Origin of the sequence: Actinospica durhamensis (genome assembly GCF_018139695.1) — a bacterium.
Lineage (GTDB): Bacteria > Actinomycetota > Actinomycetes > Streptomycetales > Catenulisporaceae > Actinospica > Actinospica durhamensis.
The window spans coordinates 26617-45614 of the sequence record NZ_JAGSOG010000037.1; the positions used below are offsets into that span (position 1 = coordinate 26617).

Annotated in this window: 16 protein-coding genes; 7 read left to right on the forward strand and 9 right to left on the reverse strand. The window is 73.0% G+C overall.

The features are described 5' to 3' along the window. Positions 1-42 precede the first annotated feature (42 nt). Positions 43-1083, forward strand: coding sequence for an S-methyl-5-thioribose-1-phosphate isomerase (gene mtnA, locus KDL01_RS10525; RefSeq protein ID WP_212528218.1), 1041 nt, complete (start codon positions 43-45; stop codon positions 1081-1083). A gap of 18 nt (positions 1084-1101) precedes the next feature. Here mtnA and KDL01_RS10530 read toward each other — a convergent pair whose 3' ends face one another. Both KDL01_RS10530 and KDL01_RS10535 read right to left on the reverse strand, forming a co-directional pair. Next, positions 1102-3447 carry a Dyp-type peroxidase gene (locus KDL01_RS10530; RefSeq protein ID WP_212528219.1) on the reverse strand — a complete coding sequence of 782 codons (2346 nt, stop codon included), beginning with the start codon at positions 3445-3447 and terminating at the stop codon, positions 1102-1104. A 108-nt stretch (positions 3448-3555) separates the two neighbouring features. After that, the gene (locus tag KDL01_RS10535; protein WP_212528220.1) at positions 3556-5325 is read right to left on the reverse strand and encodes a galactose oxidase early set domain-containing protein; all 1770 of its coding nucleotides are present in this window, start codon (positions 5323-5325) and stop codon (positions 3556-3558) included. Between the two features lie 153 nt (positions 5326-5478). Between KDL01_RS10535 and KDL01_RS10540 the strand changes: the two genes are divergently transcribed. After that, a complete protein-coding gene (locus KDL01_RS10540; protein ID WP_212528221.1) occupies positions 5479-5877 on the forward strand; it encodes a hypothetical protein in 399 nt (132 codons plus the stop codon). A 180-nt stretch (positions 5878-6057) separates the two neighbouring features. Here KDL01_RS10540 and KDL01_RS10545 read toward each other — a convergent pair whose 3' ends face one another. Further along, on the reverse strand, positions 6058-6756 hold the full coding sequence (locus KDL01_RS10545) for a hypothetical protein (protein WP_212528222.1): 699 nt from the start codon (positions 6754-6756) through the stop codon (positions 6058-6060). A 263-nt stretch (positions 6757-7019) separates the two neighbouring features. On the opposite strand from KDL01_RS10545, the gene KDL01_RS10550 reads away from it, so the two are divergent. Continuing rightward, positions 7020-7493 (forward strand): DUF3817 domain-containing protein, encoded by a 474-nt coding sequence (locus tag KDL01_RS10550; RefSeq protein ID WP_212528223.1) that lies wholly within the window; start codon positions 7020-7022, stop codon positions 7491-7493. 59 nt (positions 7494-7552) lie between these two features. Continuing rightward, positions 7553-8473, forward strand: coding sequence for an SURF1 family protein (locus KDL01_RS10555; protein ID WP_246576247.1), 921 nt, complete (start codon positions 7553-7555; stop codon positions 8471-8473). Here the strand turns inward: KDL01_RS10555 and KDL01_RS10560 are convergent. The 5 genes from KDL01_RS10560 to KDL01_RS10580 form a co-directional block, all read right to left on the reverse strand. Then, on the reverse strand, positions 8462-9277 hold the full coding sequence (locus KDL01_RS10560) for an ABC transporter permease (protein WP_212528225.1): 816 nt from the start codon (positions 9275-9277) through the stop codon (positions 8462-8464). The genes KDL01_RS10555 and KDL01_RS10560 overlap by 12 nt on opposite strands. A gap of 13 nt (positions 9278-9290) precedes the next feature. Continuing rightward, on the reverse strand, positions 9291-10136 hold the full coding sequence (locus KDL01_RS10565; protein ID WP_212528226.1) for an ABC transporter permease: 846 nt from the start codon (positions 10134-10136) through the stop codon (positions 9291-9293). 1 nt (position 10137) lies between these two features. After that, positions 10138-11082 carry an ABC transporter ATP-binding protein gene (locus tag KDL01_RS10570; protein ID WP_212528234.1) on the reverse strand — a complete coding sequence of 315 codons (945 nt, stop codon included), beginning with the start codon at positions 11080-11082 and terminating at the stop codon, positions 10138-10140. 153 nt (positions 11083-11235) lie between these two features. Further along, positions 11236-14172, reverse strand: a complete 2937-nt coding sequence (locus tag KDL01_RS10575) for a YfhO family protein (protein ID WP_212528227.1) — start codon at positions 14170-14172, stop codon at positions 11236-11238. A gap of 47 nt (positions 14173-14219) precedes the next feature. Then, positions 14220-15323 (reverse strand): glycosyltransferase, encoded by a 1104-nt coding sequence (locus tag KDL01_RS10580; RefSeq protein ID WP_246576239.1) that lies wholly within the window; start codon positions 15321-15323, stop codon positions 14220-14222. Between the two features lie 125 nt (positions 15324-15448). Between KDL01_RS10580 and KDL01_RS10585 the strand changes: the two genes are divergently transcribed. Both KDL01_RS10585 and KDL01_RS10590 read left to right on the forward strand, forming a co-directional pair. Beyond that, the gene (locus tag KDL01_RS10585; RefSeq protein ID WP_212528228.1) at positions 15449-16513 is read left to right on the forward strand and encodes a lysylphosphatidylglycerol synthase transmembrane domain-containing protein; all 1065 of its coding nucleotides are present in this window, start codon (positions 15449-15451) and stop codon (positions 16511-16513) included. Between the two features lie 67 nt (positions 16514-16580). Continuing rightward, entirely contained in the window at positions 16581-17540 is a 960-nt protein-coding gene (locus tag KDL01_RS10590) for an SURF1 family cytochrome oxidase biogenesis protein (RefSeq protein WP_212528229.1), read from the forward strand. Here the strand turns inward: KDL01_RS10590 and KDL01_RS10595 are convergent. Next, a complete protein-coding gene (locus tag KDL01_RS10595) occupies positions 17514-18440 on the reverse strand; it encodes a hypothetical protein (protein WP_212528230.1) in 927 nt (308 codons plus the stop codon). The two genes, KDL01_RS10590 and KDL01_RS10595, sit on opposite strands and share 27 nt — an antisense overlap. 225 nt (positions 18441-18665) lie before the next feature. Between KDL01_RS10595 and KDL01_RS10600 the strand changes: the two genes are divergently transcribed. Then, the coding region (locus KDL01_RS10600; protein ID WP_246576250.1) for a transposase at positions 18666-18998 on the forward strand (333 nt) is incomplete at its 3' end.

Sequence of the window (18998 nt, forward strand, 5' to 3'; positions counted from 1 at the left end):
GACCGAGTGAGCGAGCCCGGCGAGCCGAATGAGGTGCGGCCCATGGCGCAGGACGAGGATCTGACGGCGTGTCCGGTGCGGTGGGCCGACGACGGCCTGCTGCTGATCGACCAGACCCGGCTGCCCGGGGAACTGCGCCGGGTGCTGATCGACGACGTGGACGCGCTGGTCGAGGCGATCCGCAGCCTGGCCGTGCGCGGCGCCCCGGCGCTGGGCGTGGCCGGGGCCTTCGGCGTGGCGGTCGCGCTGCGCCAGGGCGCCCGCGAGGGCTGGGACCGGGCCGCGACGCTCGCCGCCGTGGAGCGGATCAGGCACGCCCGGCCGACCGCGGTGAACCTGCGCCGCGGCACCGACCGCGCGGCGGCCCGGCTCGAGGAGGGCGTGGCCGCAGTGCTCGAAGAAGCCGAGGCGGTGCGGCGCGAGGACGTGGCGGCCAACCGCCGGCTCTCCGAACTCGGCGCGGACTGGCTGCTCGCCCGGGCCGGCCACGACCGGCCGCTCAGGCTGCTGACGCACTGCAACGCGGGCGCGCTGGCCACAGCGGGCTGGGGCACGGCGCTGGGCGTGGTGCGCGAGCTGCACCGGCGCGGCCGGGTGGAGCTGGTCTACGTGGACGAGACCAGGCCGCTGCTGCAGGGTGCGCGCCTGACGGCGTGGGAGCTCGCGCAGGAGGGCATCGCGCACGTGGTGCAGGTGGACGGCGCCGCCGCGAGCACCATCCTGTATCAGGGTGTGGACGCCGCGGTGGTCGGCGCGGACCGGATCGCGGCGAACGGCGACACCGCCAACAAGATCGGCACCCTCGGCGTCGCACTGGCCTGCGCCCACGCCGGAATACCGTTCCTCGTCGCCGCCCCCACCACGACGGTGGACCCGGACACGCCGGACGGCGCCGCCATCCCCATCGAACTGCGCGCCCCGCACGAGGTGACCGGCCCGGATGCGGACGAGCGCTCGCCCGGCTTCAACCCGGCCTTCGACGTGACCCCCGGCTCGCTGGTCAGTGCCCTGGTGACGGAACGCGGCGTGGCCGAGGTCAGCCGGGGCGAGCTGCCGGGAAAGCTGTGGGGCACGCCCGCGTAGCCTCATAGGCGGCGACGGTCAGCCCAGATTCACCCACTGGCCGAGCGCCCGGTCCTCGCCGACCAGGGTGTCGGTGTGCCGGGCGCCGTCCGCGATGGAGACGGTGCGCACCCCGTCGCGGTGGAAGACCCAGAAGTGGCTCTTGCCCGCCGCGCGCTGCAGGGCGGGCACCGGCAGGAACGCGTCGACCTTGTCGATGCCGGCGAGCGAGGACCACGTGGTCAGCTCGGCGTCGGCGCGGACCAGGGTGTCGGTGTGCTGCGTTCCGTCGGCGACGGAGATGATCCGGTGCAGCTGCCGCTCGCTTCCACCCGCGGCCGCCGGCGTGTGGAAGACCCAGTACAGGCTCTCGCCCCCGACGCGCTGCCGGTCCGGAACCGGCAGGACGGCGTCGAGGTGGGCGACGCCCTGGAGCGAGCGCCACCCGGACAGCGCCCGGTCGGCCTCCTCGAGCGCGCTGACGTGCCGCTCGCCGTCCGCGATCGAGATGGTGCGGCACAGCTGCGTTCCGCCTGTGGTGTGGAAGATCCAGTACCAGCTCTTGCCGCCGACCCGTTGCCGGTCCGGAACCGGCAGGACGGCGTCGACGCGTCGCACTCCGGCCAGCGCGGGCCAGTTCGCGAGGTCGTCGCTCGGGCGCAGGACCAGGTCGGTGCTCTCCTCGTCGTCGCGTACGACGATGCCGCGCTGACGGTCCTGCTGGAAGAGCCAGTACCGGCTGACCCCGCCGACGCGGTACTGGTCCGGGACCGCGACGATCTCGTCGATGCGCGCCGTCGTCGGCGTGTGTCCGTCCAGCCGCCCCTCGGCCAGGGCTTTGAGGGTGCTGATGGAGGGCGCGAAGGCGTAGACGGCTCCCTCGGTGCGCACGAAGCGGCGCAGGGCGAGCGGGGTGCTCTGGCGTCCGGTGCCCTCGGAGTTCGCGCTCTCGTACCGGATGAGGCCGTCGTTGAGCGCCGGACCGCCCTCGTCGGACTCGGGCAGCCGGCCGCTGATCATGGCGTCGGGCCCGGGCCGGTGCTCGCGTCCCGGCGGGAAGTCGCTCGTGTTGACCCAGGCCTTCTGGATGAACTCGAACTGCTCCACCAGGTCCGCCTGGTAGCTGACGAACAGCAGCCCGCGGGCGGCGTCGGGCCCCCCGGCGGTGCCGCGCGCCGGGTCGAAGGGCTGGCCGTAGGGGGCGCCGCGCCGGATGATGCGGCGCGCGTCCATGAACTGCTCCGGCACCGGTTCGCCGTCGAGCAGGCCGTCGCGCGGGGCGCACTGGCGCAGGTGCGAGAACAGCGGCGTCTTGAGCCCGTCCGGGTCGTCGCGGTAGCTGATGTCGTTGTCGGAGGTGGCGGCGCGGTCGTTGACCGGGTCGTGCGTCGGGCACTTGTGCACGGGCGCGCCGGAACGCCACCGGCCCACCATGCGGGCCGCGAGCCACTCGACGGTCGCGCCCTGCGGCACCAGGTTCTTGCCGCGCTTGAGCACCTGGAGCTGGTCGCCGACCTGGGCCCACCAGCCGGGCACGTCCTGCGCGAGGCGGCGGATGACCTGGAACGACCCGTCGTTCATCCACGGCGGGACGGCCTCGGCCGGAAACCGCCTGCGGTCGCCCTCGAGCTGCACCCGGGGGCGGCCGATCAGGAACTCGCCGGGCGGGATCAGCCGCGTGCCCGGGTGCTTCCTGACGTACCCGGGGCGCTGCGGGTCCTCCTCGTCGAAGCCGCGGACCCCGGGCTCGCTCACCCCGTCCTTGAAGCCGAAGTGCTCCTTGCCCCGCCGCTCGCCGGTCAGCGTCGCGGCGTTCTGCTGGAACACCAGCAGCGCGGCGGCGCGGGTGGCCGCCTCGCGCTGCTCGTCGATCGCCTGCTGCAGCCCCTCGGCGGTGTCGGAGGCGAGGGTGAGCACGGCGTGCACGGCGCGGCCCTGTTCATGCCCGAACAGCCACCGGTCGGTGGCGCTGTCCTCGATGTCGCCGAGGGCTCGGGCCCGCGCGGCGGCGCCGTGGACGAACGCCTCGAGCGTGGTGCCCGTGGGCACGGCGGGCAGCGGATCCGCCCGGCCGCTCAGCAGCCGCAGGCCGGGATAGGTGAGGCTGACGCCGAGCCAGGTGGCGTTCAGCGCCTCGGGATCGTCGCCGCCCGAGGTCCGCCGCGCCTGGCTGAACCTCTCGTTGAACGCGGCGACCTGCCGGGTCGTGGCGATCCGCGGGGCGAGCTCGGCGAGCCAGGAGCGCGCCCGCGCCGCGTCCTCGAACTGCAGGAACAGCAGCGAGACGTGGTCCTTCTTGAAGCCGGCCAGGATGTCGCCCTGGATGTCGGCGCTCTCGCGCAGCGGCAGGGCCCCGGGCCCGGTCACGGTGGCGCTGCTGGTCATGGCTGTGCTCCGCGGAGGTAGGCGGTCGTAGAGAGGGACGGGGACGGCCGTCGTGCGGCGGCCGCCCCCGGAGCTGGACCGCAGAGGTCTGCGGTCAGACGCCTGAACTCAGGCCTCGGGGTCGAGGTGGACCCACTTGGCGATGCTGGGCACGCCCTTCGCGTCGAGCAGGAAGAGCATGTAGTACCCGGGCGGGGCGGCCTGGGCCGACTCGGGCGACTTGAGCAGCAGCTGGTTGCGGGCGGTGTTGACGATCGGCACCTCGAGGTAGCGCTGGCTGGTGTCCACCGAGTGGGTGGAGGTGATCGGCGCGACCAGGACGGCCTTGGTGATCCCGGTGCTCGGGGTCCCGACCGAGAAGTACTGGTTGTAGCCCACCGGGTGCGCGGGCACCGAGGTCAGCTCCGGGCGCGGGCCCTTGAACAGGTAGGCGGGCTCGTAGATCTCGATGGTGCCGTTCACGGCCCGGTTGTTGATGTCCGGGTTGTTGGCCAGCTCCTGCAGCTCGTCGCCGGTCACCATGATCCGGCCGTCCGGCAGCAGCACCGCGTTGGAGTGGTAGCCGCGCGGCAGCCGCTCGGCCGGGCCCAGGGTCCACTTGCCCGCGGCGTCGCGCATCTCGACCTGGCGGTACTTCAGGATCGAGTTCGGGTTGAGGTCGCCGAAGCCGTAGTTGCGGATCCCGTACGAGCCGTTGAGCGTGATCAGCGTGCCGTCGGGCAGGATCAGCGTGTCGTCCATGTTGCGGCCGAACGCGCGCGGGGTGCTCTTGGTCCACCGGCCGCCCGAGAACAGGTAGGTGTTCGGGTCGTCCTTGTCGCCGCCGAGGATGAGCACGGAGTCCGGGCCCTTGGTGCCGTTCGGCAGCGCGACGGCCGAACCGTACTCGCGCATCCCGCCGTCCGGGCGGTTGGGCAGCTGCGTGCGCGCCTGCGTCTTCGGGTCGAACGCGTACTGCTGGTCCGCGTCCCGGCCGAAGGCGTAGACCTTGCCGTCGTTGAGCGAGAACAGGTGCGGGTAGTCCATCCGGAAGGGCGCCTGCGACCCCTTCCACACCTCGCTCGGGTTGCCCTCGGTGTAGTCCTCGCCGAGCGGCACCGGCGAGCCGCTCGCCGGGAACTGCTCGATCAGCGGCGTGGCGGTGCCCCAGCCCAGCTCGGTCTGACCGGACATGACCAGCTCCCGGCCCTCGGCGGTCTCCACCGCGCTCGGGTACCAGCGGCCGACCGCCATGTCCTTCTGGCTGAGCCACTTCTCGTGCCAGGGGTCGAAGACCATGACGAACTTGGCCCCGGCGCCGTTGTTGCCGCCGAAGTTGCCGCCGAAGACCGCGACCATGCCGTTGGGCAGGTAGGCGTGGCCGGCGCAGAACAGCGGCGCCGGGCGCGGCTGGTTGAGCCCGTCCGGCAGGTCGACGATGGGCGGCGGCACCGCCTTGAACGCGTTCAGGCCGGTGCCCAGGCTCGGGTCCCACAGGTAGGCGCGCCCGGCGTTCTCCTTGCCGATGGTCTGGGTCGGCGCGGGCTCCTGCTGCGGGTTGTCGGTGACGCGCTCGAACGAGAAAATCAGCACCTTGCCGGTCGGCAGCAGCGCGATGTGGTCGCCGAAGTCGGGCGAGGAGAAGTAGTCGGTGAACCGGCCGTACTTGGCCAGGTCGGTGAACTGGGCGTTGAGCGAGGCCTGCGAATCGGTCAGGGTCTTGAGCCGCAGCGCGCGGATCGGGTCCGGGTAGCCCGCGTCGCGCACCATCGGCGAACCGGGGTGGGCCGGATGGGCGGCGGCGTGCGCCGGGGCGGCGGCGACCGCAGCGGACAGGGTCGCAGTCGTGGTCAGGGCGAGGGCGGCGCGGGCGAACGCCGCAGGCAGTCTGCGTGGCATAGCAGTGACACTCCAGGGTTGGTATGTGACTGCTGTTATCGAAGCAGCTGAAGTGACGAATGTGATGCAGACACGCGTGGCGGAGAGCCGGTTTCGCCGGGGATCATGGTCCAATGGCGCCGCAAACCGGTCCGACGAAGTAAGGAACCTCAAATGGCCAGTGCCGCCCGCCTCACCCTCACCGCAGCCACGGCCCTGCTCGCCGCCGCGGCCGCCGCCCCCGCGCACGCCGCGGCCGTCCACACGGACTTCACCCCGCGCGCGATCATCGGGGCGAACATCGCCCGGGGCGCCGACGGCACCGAGCGCACGGTGATGTGCCCGCCGGAGGAGAGTGTGCTCGGCGGCGGCTTCACCGTCTCCGCCCCGGCCGGCCGGACCCTGTCCCACGCCCCCGACGACGTCATCACCAGCCGCCCCACCTCGGACGCCACCGGTTGGATCGTGGCCGTGCGCAAGACGCTCGAGTCGGGCGCGCACGCCGCCGCGATCCCCGCTGACCTGTCCGTCGAGGCCGTGTGCACCGAAGGGGAGACCTCACCCGGCGCGTGAGCCGGGGCTTCGGGGCCGCCGAGGCCGACCGCCGCCGTCCGCCACCGCGCCGACCTGGCGCGGGTGCGGGCGGCGCGGCACATCACGGCCCCGCGATCGTCCATACTCGGAGCGATCCGAGCGTCATACCGTCATACGAGTCGGCCCGTACGTGAAAACCGAGCCGACCGGATCCGGAGCTCAGCTGAGCAGCGTGTCCTCGGTCTCGAGCTCCTCGTCGTCCTCTTCGTCGTCCTCGTCCACCTCGTCGTCCTCGTCCTCGTCGAGCACGTCGTCGCGGTAGAGCAGCTGCTCCTCGTCGACCTCGGAGAACGGGTCGTCATGCCAGCCCACGACACCCTCGGGGTCGGCCGCCACCACCCACATCGTGGAGTCCGCGGGCTGCAGGCCGAGCTCCTCGGCGCGGTAGGCGATCTCGTCGGCGTCGTAGGCGTCGAAGATGTCGAGCAGCGCGCTGCGGGTGGTGGCCGTGTCCGGGTCCACACCCTCGGCCGCCGCGCGGGCCGCCGTGGCGAGCGCGTCGGGGTCGGCCACCAGGTAGTCCCGGCGGATGAAGACCGACAGCGCCTCGATCTCGTCGGGGCCGGCGTAGTCCGGCGGCGCCTCCGTCATGACCTCGAACGGGGTCACCTCGTCGTGGACGGCGTAGAGCAGCTCGTCGTACGCCTCGGCGGCGGCCGCGAGCGCGTCGAAGGCCTCGAGCACGGCCGGGTCGAGCTCGTCCACCCGTGCCTCCACCGCGCGCAGGTGCGCGTCGATGGCGGCCTTGAGCGTCTCCGCGGCCTGGCGGACCTCGGCTGCGGTGGCGGTGCCCGCGGGAATGGCGACGGGCGGCGTGGCGATCGGCGGCTGTGTGACGGACGGCGGCGTCTCAGGCATGGCACGACGGTATCCGACCGACGTGTCTGTTGGCACCTCGAATGGCGCGCCGACATCGCGCCCGTCCGTCCGGCGTGCCTGCGCGGGCCGCCACCGGGCCGCCCGCCCCGCCCGCGCGGACCCGGCCCCTGGCCGGTCGGAGCGGCCAGGGGCCCACCGCCACCCCCTGGCGCGGGCGGGGTACGGGCGTGGCGTTACCCTGCTGAGCGGAGAAAGTTCCGCCTGCCCGCACGCCCGATCGCACGCACCGAGGTTCGCCCGTCATGACCGAGACCGCGCCGAGCGCGCCCCCGCGCGTCGCCTTCGCCTCCCGCCCCCTCCTGCTCAAGGCCTACACCGTGCTCGCCTGGATCACCGGGACCGCGATCACGATCCTGGAGCTCGTCGCGCTGCCGCTGAAGTGGTGGGCGCACTCCCCCGGCCTGGGCAACGGCCTCGGCCTGGTCCACGGCATGGGCCTGTACCCGCTGTACGTCGTGGTCTGCCTGGTGGTGGCCTTCGCATACCGCGTGTCCATCCCGCACATGGCGGTGATGGCGCTGGCCGGACTGCTGCCGTTCGCCTCGCCGCTGGTGGCGCACTGGACGCTGCGGCACATCGACCGCCGCGAGGCGGAGAAGGCCGCCAAGGCCGAGGCGCGGGCCCGGGCCAAGGCCGCGAAGCGTGCCGCCCGGACCGTCCCGAAGCAGGCGGGCGCCACGGCCGCCGAGCCGCAGGACACCCCGGCGGGGTCCTGAGCCGTGCCACCCCGGTGGTCCCGCTCCCGCGGCCGAGGCGGATACTGGCTGACGTGTCGATGTCCGAAGCCCCGCCCCGGCTCACTCCCCAGGATCTGCGCCGTCCCGGATGGCTGGCCGCGCACGTGGGCATCGTCGTGCTCGCGCTTGCCTTCGCTCTGCTCGGTCGCTGGCAGTGGGACGTCGGCCACAAGGTGGCGCCGCTGACGGCGGCCGAACTGGCCACCTGGCGCACCCCGCAGCCGATCGACACGGTGATCACCTCGACCGGCCTGAACGGCACCGAGGTCGGCCAGGCCGTGACCGTGGCCGGCAGCTACGACTCGGCCCGGCAGCTGCTGGTGCCCGGCCGGACCCTGAACGGCAGGACCGGCTACTACGTGCTGACCCCGCTGGTCACCGGCTCGGACCAGGCGATCGTGGTCAACCGCGGCTTCCTGGCCGCCACCGGCGGCGCCGAGCCCGCGATCCCGGCGGCGCCGAGCGGGCGGATCACCGTGACCGGCTGGGCGGCCGAGCCGGAGTCGACCACCGGCGAGGTCAACGACAACGGCATCACCCAGCAGGAGCAGACCGGGGCGGCGACCAAGCCGAACGAGACCCAGTTCATCTCCCCGGCCGCGCTGGTCAACCAGTGGCCCTACCACCTGCGCGACGCGTACATCACCGCCACCGACGCCGCCTCCGCGGGGAGTCTGGCCCTGATCCCGGCCCCGCTGCCGGCGCACGGGACGACCTGGGACCTGCTCAACGTCTGCTACGCGTTCCAGTGGTGGCTGTTCATCCTCATACTCGGGTCCTGGTACGTCGTCTACCTGCGCCGCGAGCTGCGTCCCCGCCCGCTCGGGGCGGACGAGGACGAACTCGACGATCTCGATGAGGACGACGAGGACTTCGAGGACTTCGAGGACGAAGACGAGGACGCGCCGGGCGCCGACGCGGCGCGGACCGAGCCGGTCGCGGCGTCCTCAGGCGAGTAGCAGCTTGCCGAAGCGCCGGGACGCGATCCAGAGCCCGAGCACGGCCATCACGGCCAGGTACAGCGCCCGCAGGGCCAGGATGGGCCCGACGTCGCCGAGCATCAGCCCCCGGACGATCTCGATGCCCTGGTAGAGCGGCGTCGCCTCCACGAACAGCTGCAGTCCGCGCGGGTAGACCCCGAGCGGGAAGAACGTGGTGGAGAACAGGAACATCGGCATCATCAGCAGGGTGATGATCTCGAAGTCCTGCCAGGAGCGCATGAAGGTGGCCACGGCCATGCCGAGTCCGGCGAAGCCCACCCCGATCAGCAGCGCGGCCGGGACGGCCAGCACCGCCCAGGGCGAGGTGAGCACGCCGAAGCAGGCCACCACGGCGGTGAAGGCCACCGCGTACAGGCCGCCGCGCATCAGACACCAGATCAGCTCGCCGAGCGCGATGTCCGGCGCGGTCAGCGGGGTGGCCAGGATCGCGTCGTAGACCTTGTCGTACTTGAGCCGGTGGAAGATGCCGAAGGTCGAGTCGTACATCGCGCCGTTCATCGCCGCCGTGGCCAGCAGCGCCGGGGCGACGAAGTCGACGTACTTGACCGGGCCGGTCGGGCCCGCCACGTCCGGGATCAGCTTGCCGAGGCCCACGCCGAGCGAGAGCAGGTAGAAGATCGGCTCGAACACCCCGGTGAGCAGCATCAGCCACATCCGCCGGTAGGCGGTCATGTTCCGCTCCACCACGTGGGTCGAGCGCCGGGTGCCGAAGGCGCCGGGAAGCCGCGGGACGACGCGGGGTTGCAGGGCGAGCGAGGTCACGTCAGTCTCCCGGTCAGCGGTCGAGGTAGAGGCGGCGGCGGTAGTTGCGCAGGGCCAGCCACACGCCGAGGGCCAGGAAGGCGAACAGGTAGGCCAGGTGCAGCAGGGCCGAGCCGAGGTCCACCGTGCCCAGGGTCAGCTCCCGGCACAGCTCCACGCCGTGCCACAGCGGCGTGGCGAAGGCCACCGGGTGCATCCAGGCCGGCAGCTGCTGCCACGGGAAGAAGGTCCCGGAGAACAGGAAAAGCGGCGTCATCACGAAGCGGAACACCACGGTCAGCGGCTGGTCGCTGTCCAGGGTGACGGTGAAGGCCATCATCGGGAACAGGAAGACCGTGCCGGTGAGCACCGACGCCGGCAGCGCCAGCACGGCCCAGGCCGAGTGCATGGTGCCGAAGCCGGCCATGGCGGCGAAGAAGACCGTCGAGAGGATCGTGATCCGGGCCACGCCCTGCAGCGCGGTGCCGAACATGACGTCGCGCGGGCGCTGCGGGGTGTTGACCGCGGCCCAGTAGTTGCCGAACCACTTCAGGCTGCCGAGCACCGGGAAGGCGCCCTCGAAGATGCCGTTCTGCATGGCGGTGGCCGCCAGCACGCCGGGGGCGATGAAGGACAGATAGGTCACCCCGCCGGGCAGGTTGTGGTCCTGGTCCACCAGCGTGCCGATGCCCACGCCCATCGCGGTCAGGTACATCAGCGGCCCGAGCACGGCGGACAGGACCGTGCCGCGCCAGGTGCGGCGGAAGAAGGTGATCCAGTAGCGGGCCTGGCGCCAGGTGAGCACCCAGCCGCTCGGCGCGGGCGGGCCGGAGGCGGAAGGGGAGGGCACCGGGACGGAGGCGGGGTCGAGGACGGCCATCTCAGTCCACCAGCGTCCGGCCGGTCAGGTGCAGGAAGACGTCCTCCAGGGTGGAGCGGCGCACCAGCGCGGTCACCGGCTCGAGCCCGCGCGTGCTCACCTCGGACAGCGCGGCCTCGCCGTCGTCGGCGTAGACCAGGACGCGGTCCGGCAGCGGTTCGAGCCGCTCGCCGAGGCCCTGCAGCTTCTCCACCGCCTGCTCCTGCTCGCCGAGCGGGAAGCGCAGCTCCAGCACGTCCCGGGTGGCGTAGCGCTCGATCAGGTCCCGCGGGGAGCCCTCGGCCGCGATCCGGCCCTTGTCCATGACCACGAGCCGGTCGCACAGCTGCTCGGCCTCGTCCATGTAGTGCGTGGTCAGGATGAGCGTGGTGCCCTGCTGCTTGAGCCGGTAGAGCCGGTCCCACACCACGTGCCTGGCCTGCGGGTCGAGTCCGGTGGTCGGCTCGTCCAGGATGAGGATCTCCGGTTCGTTGATCAGCGCCCGGGCGATGGTCAGCCGGCGCTTCATGCCGCCGGAGAGCGGCTCGACCTTGTCCTCGGCGCGGTCGGTGAGCTGGACGAACTCCAGCAGCCGCTCGGCCCGCTCCCGGATGACGGCGCGCGGCAGGCCGAAGTAGCGTCCGTAGACGTGCAGGTTGTCCCTGACCCGCATCTCGAGGTCGAGGGTGTCCTCCTGCGGCACCACGCCGAGTCTGGCCCGGATCTGCGGGCCCTGGGTGTCCGGGTCGAGGCCGAACAGGCTCAGCCGGCCACCGCCGACCGGCGAGACACAGCCGATCATGCGCATCGTGGTGGATTTTCCGGCGCCGTTGGGTCCGAGGAATCCGAACACCTCGCCGCGTCTGACTTCGAAGTCCACCCCGGCGACGGCCGTGAAGGGCGGGCTGTTCTTCTTGTTGAACGTCTTGACCAGGCCTTCGGCCCTGATCAACACTTCCGGGGGCATGTGAGAGGCGGGCACCCGCCCGACGCTACCGGTGACCTCGGACACGCGGCGACCCATTATCTCCGGGCCGTCCCGCCATCGCGTACACGGGCTCTGAGACGGACGGGACGACGGCCGAAGCCGACGCCCCGTCAGGTGCCCGTCAGGCGGCTCTCAGCGCGCGGCCCGGCGGCGCCGGCGCGGCCACCACCACCACTCGCCCACCACGGCGGCGAGCAGGCCCACCGCCGTGACCGCGGTCACGGCCAGGCCGAGGGTGGCGCGCGGGGCGTCGAAGGTCAGCGTGACCACGTGCTTGCCCGCGGGCACGGCCACCGCCACCAGGCCCTGGTCCGCGGCCCGCAGCGTGGCGCTGTGGCCGTCCACGCTCGCCTTCCAGCCGACCTGGTCGGCGTCGGCGACGACGAAGTATCCGGCGCCCTGGGCGTCCACCGTGGCGCTGACGGTGGTGTTGCCGTCCTCGTCCACGGACACCTGGGCCGGAGACCCGCTCGCGGCCGGGCCGTCGGCCGAGAGCACCACCTGGTTCGCCCCGACGGTGCCGGAGGCCAGCAGCTTCACGCGCTGGCTCTGGTCGGTCACGACGGTGGACTGCGAGGCCCAGCGGATGCGCGGCTGGGAATCGAGGCGCTGGTAGATCGCCGAGTCCTGGACGTGCACCAGGCGCAGTCCGTCGTTCTGGCCGGCCACCGCGTCGAGCGCGAGCGCGGACCGGTCGGCCTCGACGGTCAGCGGCTTGGAGCCGTGCCAGGTGAGGGTGGCGGTCAGCGTGGTGCCCGCGGCGACCGAGTCGGCGGCCACCGGCACGTCGAACTCGTGGCCCGAGTTCATCCCGGTGGCCAGCCGGTCGGTGTGCGCGACCGTGCCGGCCGAGTCGTGGACCACCACGTCGACCGAGTCGTTCTTGCCGGGCGTGACCGTGCCGGTCGGGGTGAAGCCGACCGCGCGCAGCCGCCCGGTGACCGGGACGGTGACCGTGACCGGCTGGTTCGGCTGCAGCACCACCGTGGTGCCGTCGGTGGCGGCGGGCACGGCCTGGCCGAAGACCGGGTCGGAGAGGGCCGAGACCCAGTACTTGGCGGCGAGCTGGTCCAGGATCGGGCTGGTCGCGGTGGACACGTCGGCCGGGAAGTCCACGTAGGTCTCGTAGGCGATCGTGCCGTTGGGGATGGCGTCGATCATCGCGGCGAAGGCCTTGTTGACGAAGTTGTGGCCGTTCACGGCGCGCACCGGGTACGCGCTGTTGGTGCCGAAGACCATGCCGGTGGTGGTCGCGGCGTACCGGTCCTCGCCCAGATTCGCCATCAGGTACGCGTGTGTGTCGGTCACCGGATAGAAGGTGGAGACCGGCGAGCGCGGGAAGTAGGAGCTGACGAAGGTCGAGCCCTGCCAGGCCAGCAGCACCGGCAGCACCGCCGCCGCGGCGAAGCGGACCGAGCGCCAGGCCCCGGCCGCGTCCAGGCTCGGGCCCTCGGTGCGGCCGGTGTACCAGAGCACGGCGACGCACACCAGCGCGGCCACGGCGAACAGGCCGGCGTAGAGCGCCTGGTGCTCGAACAGGCTGACCGCGGCCGAGCGCCCGATCGCCTTCGCCCCGGTCGTGCGCGCCTCGTGGAAGCCTTCGGCCAGCGCCGCGAGGGCGATGCCGACCGCGCCGAGGGCGACCGCGGCCGGCCACAGCGGGCGCAGCCGGTGCGCCGGCGCCGCCGCGGCCGCGCGGCGGCGGGCCACCACGTCGAAGCCGACGGCGACGAGTACCGCGAGCAGGAAGCCGAGGAGGCTGCGGGAGCGGCCGATGAAGTTCTGCCCGAACAGCGTGCGCACCACCGGGGTCTGCTGGAGCACCGCGAGCGGCAGGCCGCCGACGTAGTTGAGCAGCAGCCACACGCCGGTGGCCACGGCGAAGAAGCTCCACACGCTGCGCGGCAGCACCAGCCGAGCCCGCCACGGCAGCGCGAGGGCGACCAGGACGAGCACGACCGCGGCGGCGCCGAGGTAGTTGACCGCCTCGACGGCGTTGGTGGGCAGGTAGTAGCTGCGGTCCTGGGTGTTGCCGGTGCCGAAGATCCACGGCGCGACCATGGTCAGGATCGAGGCCGGGGCCAGGTGCTGATCAGAGGTCTGACTGCGGCCGATGATCAGCCAGGTCTTCATGAAGGACTCGAACGGCAGCAGCTGGAAGGCCGTCAGGCCCACGCCGCCGATGATGCCGCCGAGCACGCCGGCCGCGCCCAGCAGCCCCCTGCGCCGCCCCTCGGCGCGCACCGAAAGCAGCCGGACCAGGGCGTAGACGCAGGCCGTGGCCACCGCGTAGCCGGTGACCGAGGGGAATCCGCCGAGCAGCATCGAGGCGACCGGGATCGCGATCAGCGCCGCGTCCCTGATCCGGCGGGTCTGCAGGAAGCGCTCGACCACCCAGAACAGCGCCGGGATGAACGCGGCGGTGCGGGTCTGCGGGAAGTCCACCCACATCGTCATGAAGCCGCTGCTCGCGAAGGCGAGTCCGCCGAGCGTCCCGGCCACCCGGGAGAGCCCGAGCCGGCGCAGGAACAGGAACGCGCCGCCCGCGCCGCAGATGACGATGAGCAGTTCCGTGTACGCCGGACCCATCCAGGTCGGCAGCACGTAGTAGGGCACGGTCAGCGGCGAGAGCAGCGCGTCGTTGGGCACCGAGCCGAGTGCGCCGCCGCCGTCGCCGTTCGGGTCCCAGCCGGCGAAGTCCCCGTGCTCCAGGTCGGTCTTGAACACGATCGTGCCGGGGATGGCCGCGGTGTACGTGTCGTAGAGCAGGTTGTTGCCGCCGGCCGAGTCGTTGAACCCGGCCTGCGGGTACGGCCCGGACTGCACCAGCGTGCTCGTCGCGGCGAGCGAGGAGGTGCCGAACAGCGGGCCGCCGATGCCCCAGAGCGCGAAGAAGGCCAGGGCGAGCACGGCGAGGACGCCGAGCGGGCGGGGACGGCGCAGCCGCTGCCAGGGTCGGCGCCGGGGCGCCGCCGGGGTTGCGGGCGCGGGTGCGGTCTCGGGCTCGGGCTCGCCCGCGAGGTCGCTGCCCACGCCGCCGGAGCCGAGGTCGTGCGGATCGCCGGTCAAGTCTCGTCCCAGTCAGGTCGCAGGTACAGGTGCCGGGCCGGGGCCGGTCACGCGCCCAGCCGGGCGGTCAGGGGTTCCACCACGGCCGCGCAGCCGAAGCGCTCGCGGGCCGCCGCGCGGGCCCGCCGCCGCGCCCCGGCCAGCCGCTCCAGGTCCTCGGCCAGCGAGCGCAGCTCCTGCGCCAGCGCCTCCGCGTCGCCGGGCGGCACGAACAGGGCCGCGTCGCCCAGGGCCCGGCGTTGCGGAGCGGTGTCCGAGGTGACGATCGCGCAGCCGGCCGCCGCGCCCTGGAACACCTTGTTCGGCACGACGCGCAGCGCCTTGGGACCGGTTCCGAAGATGCCGAGGCACACGTCGTGTTCGGCCACCAGAGCGGGCAGCTCATGCGAGGGTACCCAGTCGATCCACTCGACCGGGCAGCCCCCCTCGGCCGCCTGCTGCGTGGCCGCGAGCTCCTGGCCGCGGCCGATCATGGTGACCTCCACCTTGGCGTCCCCGAGCAGGCCGAGCGCGGCGCCGATCACCGGGGCGCCCTGCAGCGGGGTGTAGAGGCCGAAGAAGGCCACCCGCAGCGGGCCGTCACTCACCCGCGGAGCCTCGCCGTCCGGCGCGGGCGCGGCGGCGAACCAGTCGTCGGGGGCGCCCACCTGCACCACCACGCCGCGGGAGCGGTGCGCCTCGGGCAGGGCCTCGAGGTGCTCCTCGGTGTCGACCACGATGACGTTCGCGCGCTTGAGGGCGCCGGCGTCGATGGCCCGCAGCAGCTTGGACTTGATCCCGCCGCCGGAGATGTTGCGGTCCTTCGCGGTGTCGCTGGCCCCGATCAGGTGGTCGAGCACGATCGTCTTGCGGCGGAACAGCAGCCGGGCCAGGCGCACGTCGAAGTGGCCCATGTAGCCGACCACCACGACGTCCGGCTCGGGCCCGCGGCTCGCGGCGCGGGCCAGGCGCAGCCAGGTGGAGGCGAGCCGGGCGAAGAGCACCGGCAGCCGCCACGGCTGGGAGAGGATGGCCACCCGCGAGGCCGTGTCCAGGCCGAGCGGCGCGTTGCACTCGGTGACCTCGTGGCCGTGCCTGCGCAGTCCCTCGGCCAGCACTCCGACCCGGGGGTGCGCCGTCACGTCGTAGGTGCCGAAGAACAGAATCCGCATGGAAGGAAACAGTAGGGCATGTGCGGGATCGGCCCGCAAGGCCGAGCGTGCCAGGGCACCGGCCGGACGCCGGCCGGACGCACGCTCAAGGCGGCCCGCTCAGTCGGACCGCGTATGCTTCCGCCATGCCCGAGCCCCGCACCACCGAAGCGCCTGTGTCCGCTCCGGCCACGCCGGACGACGCTTCCCCCGACGCCCCGACGCAGGGCGGGCGCGGACTGCTCGGCCGGGTCATGCACGCGCTGGAGAGCCGGTCGTTCAAGATCGGCTTCGTCGTGCTCATGGTCGCGCTCGGCGTGCTGACCGTGGTCAGGGAGTGGTCCGGCTTCAAGACCGGGCTCGACAGCATCGGCATCATGGCGGGCTTCGAGGCGCTGCTGTGCGTCCTGGTCGGCCTGGCCCTGAACCTGCAGGTCTGGCGCGGGCTGCTGGCCGCGGCCGGGTCGCGCCTCTCGGTGCGGGCCGGCTCCCGGGTGTTCTTCATCGGCCAGCTCGGCAAGTACCTGCCCGGCTCGGTCTGGCCGGTGCTCACGCAGATGGAGCTGGGCCGCGCCTACAAGGTGCCGCGCGAGCGCTCGGCCAGTATCGCGATCGTCACCATGACGATCGGCCTGGCCTCCGGCCTGCTCGCCACGCTGGTGGGCATCCCGTTCATGGACAGCGGCAAGACCGGCACCTACTGGTGGGCATTCCTGTTCATCCCGGTGCTGCTGGTCGTGCTGCACCCGCGCGTGCTCAACCCAATCCTGGAGCGCGGGCTGCGGCTGATCGGCCGCCCCGCCCCCGAGCAGCCGCTCACCCTGCGCGCGACGGCGAGCGCGATCGGCGTGAACATGCTGGCCTGGGTCGCCAACGGCGTGCAGATCTGGGTGATGGCGGTACGGCTCGGCGCGCACGGCGGCCACACTCTGCTCGCCTCGATCGGCGTCTACGCCTTCGCCTGGTGCGTCGGCTTCCTGATCGTGATCGCCCCGGCCGGCGCCGGCGTGCGCGAGCCGATCCTGGTCGCCACGCTCCAGCCCATGGTCCACTCGTACACCGCGGCCCTCGCGATCACGCTGGTCTCCCGGCTGGTCACGATCCTCGGCGACCTGATCGGGGCGGCCCTGGCCGGGGCGTTCGGCCTGCGCACCGCGACGGCCGCGGCGGTCGGCGCCGCCGCCGAGGACCCGGTGGCGGCGGGCGAGTAGCGCCCGGTCTCCGGCTACGACGGGGGCGGCCGAAGGCCAGCGGGGATGAGGTTGTACGGTCGATGCCGTGCGTTCGTACCGCTTCGCCCTGACACCCCGGTGGATGGCCTTCCACGCCCTGGTCTGGCTGCTGCTGATCCCCGCCTTCATCGGGCTCGGGTACTGGCAGCGCACACTGTGGAAGGACCGGGCGGACTCGCAGGGGCTGGTCTACGCCAAGCTCGACGCCAAGCCCGCCGCGATCGACGGCGTGGACCCGGTGGGCCACACCGTCAGCCAGGCCCAGCAGTGGGTCACGGTGACCATGACCGGCCACTACGACACCGCGCACCAGTTCGCCGTGCGCAACCGCTCGCAGAACGAGAACGCCGGCTGGTACGTGGTGACCCCGCTGGTGCTCGACGACGGCACCGCGGTGCTGGTCAACCAGGGCTGGATCGCCACCTCCAACAGCGACGTGCCGAGCACCGACATGCCGGCGCTGCCGCCGGTGCCGAGCGGAACCGTCACCGTCACCGGCTGGCTCCAGCCGGACGAGACCACCGCGAACACCCGGATCACCGACGACACCGCGAAGCTGCCGACCGGCGAGATCGCCCTGATCACCAAGACCGATCTGCAGAGCCGGGTGCCGTACACGCTGCACGACGGCTCGGTCCAGCTGAGCGCCTCGTCCCCCGCCAACACCGCCGCGACGGCCGCGCAGCCGGTGCCCGGGCCCAGCTACGACAACACCATGTACATCGCGTACATGGTCCAGTGGTGGGTCTTCGCCGTGGTCATGCCGGTCACCTGGCTCAAGCTGCTGCACCGCGAGTCGCAGGAGATCCAGAACAAGGCCAGGGCGGCGCTCGAGGACGACGACGACTGGGATGACGAGGACGACGAGGACTGGGACGACGAGGACGACGAGGACGACGAGGACGACGACGAGGATGAGGACGGCGAGGACGCGGACGAGCCCGCGACCGCCGAGCCGGTGCCCGCGGGCGCGGTGGCCTCAGACTCCGGGCAGCCGGTCGAGTAAGGCCTCGAACTCCGGGGTGGGCAGGATGCGCGCGGTCTCGCCCACCGCGTCCACCGGCAGCACGCTGACGGTGCCCTCGCGCCACCAGTAGAGCTGGTCGGTCAGCGGGCCCGGCGCGGTCTCGAACTGACGCCAGGCCAGGCGCAGCAGCGCACCCGCCGCGGCCACCGCCTCGGTGGTCTCGATCGGGTGGTAGGCCAACAGGTGCCGGTGCGGAAGCACGACCAGCACGCCGTTGTCCGGCACCGCCGGGTAGCCGTCGCGCTCGAGGTAGTCGCAGAGCCAGAACACGTGCGTCGGGCAGTACGGTCCGGGCCCGGCCAGCACCGTCACGTTCGCCCCGTCCACGTTCAGCCGCTCGCGCTCCAACGCCCCCTGCCGCCGCACGTTCTCCCGGGCCGCGGTGAAGACCTCGGCGACCGGCACGGCCCAGGTGCCCGCCTGCTCCGCGGCCAGCAGCCGGCCGCCGCCCTGCGGGGTTTCGCAGAGCACGACCTCGGTCAGCCCCGGCAGCGCGGGCCGGGACAGCGCCCCGGCCGTCGCGGCGGCGAGGTGGGCCGGCAGCAGCCGCGAGCGCAGCGGCGCGGCCCACGGGGCCACCGCCTGCGCGGCCGCCTCCTCGGCCCGCTCGGCCGCGGCCAGCCAGTCGGCCACCGCCTGCTCCACCAGATCCGGCCAGTCCGCCTTGGCCCCGCGCGCCATCCGGGCCCGCAGCGGTGCGACGTCGATGGTGCGGCCCGGGCGCATCGCGCCGTCGCGGTGCAGCTCGAGCCGTTCCGGCGCGGCCACCCGCCAGCGCAGGCCGCGGCCGCGCAACTCGACCTCGAGCAGGCCGAGGAGGGCGGTGGCGACCGGGTCGCCGAAGGGCCAGGCGGCGCAATCCCGGGTGGTGTAGGGCATGTCGCGCAGTGTAATCGGTCGGGGCGTGACCCGAACGGGGGAAGGAGCGTTGTACCGGACGTGCCCGATGCGTTCGAGATCCTGCCCGCGTCCCCGCTGTCCCGCTTGGCCGCAGCTCCGGCGCGCGGCCTGCCCTCTCCGCCGCGCCCCCGCGCCCCGCGCGGCCCGGCCGGTCTCGCCCCGGGTTCGCCCAGCGCGATCGGCGCGCCCGCACTCGGCGCGGGCCTGCCCAAGGTCCCGCGCCCCCGCCGCAGCGAACCCCCCGCGCGCGACCCCGAGATCACCGACGAGCTGTGGGCCCTGATCGAGCCCCTGCTCCCGGTCAAGCCCCGCCGCAGGCGCTACCCCGGCCGCATGCCGCTCGACGACCGCGCGGTGCTCACCGGAATCCTGGTGGTGCTCGCCCGCGGCATCGGCTTCGAGCGCCTGCCGAAGGAACTGGGCTTCGGCAGCGGCATGACCTGCTGGCGCCGCCTGCGCGACTGGCAGCAGGCCGGCGTATGGCCGGTACTCGCCCGCCTGCTCGCCGAGTCCCTCCCCGAAGGCCACCGCATCGAC

What these genes read in the sequence shown, in the direction of transcription:
- mtnA (WP_212528218.1), top strand. Translation starts at nt 43, where the DNA reads ATGGCGCAGGACGAGGATCTGACGGCGTGTCCGGTGCGGTGGGCCGAC.
- KDL01_RS10530 (WP_212528219.1), bottom strand. Translation starts at nt 3,447, where the DNA reads ATGACCAGCAGCGCCACCGTGACCGGGCCCGGGGCCCTGCCGCTGCGC.
- KDL01_RS10535 (WP_212528220.1), bottom strand. Translation starts at nt 5,325, where the DNA reads ATGCCACGCAGACTGCCTGCGGCGTTCGCCCGCGCCGCCCTCGCCCTG.
- KDL01_RS10540 (WP_212528221.1), top strand. Translation starts at nt 5,479, where the DNA reads ATGGCCAGTGCCGCCCGCCTCACCCTCACCGCAGCCACGGCCCTGCTC.
- KDL01_RS10545 (WP_212528222.1), bottom strand. Translation starts at nt 6,756, where the DNA reads ATGCCTGAGACGCCGCCGTCCGTCACACAGCCGCCGATCGCCACGCCG.
- KDL01_RS10550 (WP_212528223.1), top strand. Translation starts at nt 7,020, where the DNA reads ATGACCGAGACCGCGCCGAGCGCGCCCCCGCGCGTCGCCTTCGCCTCC.
- KDL01_RS10555 (WP_246576247.1), top strand. Translation starts at nt 7,553, where the DNA reads ATGTCCGAAGCCCCGCCCCGGCTCACTCCCCAGGATCTGCGCCGTCCC.
- KDL01_RS10565 (WP_212528226.1), bottom strand. Translation starts at nt 10,136, where the DNA reads ATGGCCGTCCTCGACCCCGCCTCCGTCCCGGTGCCCTCCCCTTCCGCC.
- KDL01_RS10570 (WP_212528234.1), bottom strand. Translation starts at nt 11,082, where the DNA reads ATGCCCCCGGAAGTGTTGATCAGGGCCGAAGGCCTGGTCAAGACGTTC.
- KDL01_RS10580 (WP_246576239.1), bottom strand. Translation starts at nt 15,323, where the DNA reads ATGCGGATTCTGTTCTTCGGCACCTACGACGTGACGGCGCACCCCCGG.
- KDL01_RS10585 (WP_212528228.1), top strand. Translation starts at nt 15,449, where the DNA reads ATGCCCGAGCCCCGCACCACCGAAGCGCCTGTGTCCGCTCCGGCCACG.
- KDL01_RS10595 (WP_212528230.1), bottom strand. Translation starts at nt 18,440, where the DNA reads ATGCCCTACACCACCCGGGATTGCGCCGCCTGGCCCTTCGGCGACCCG.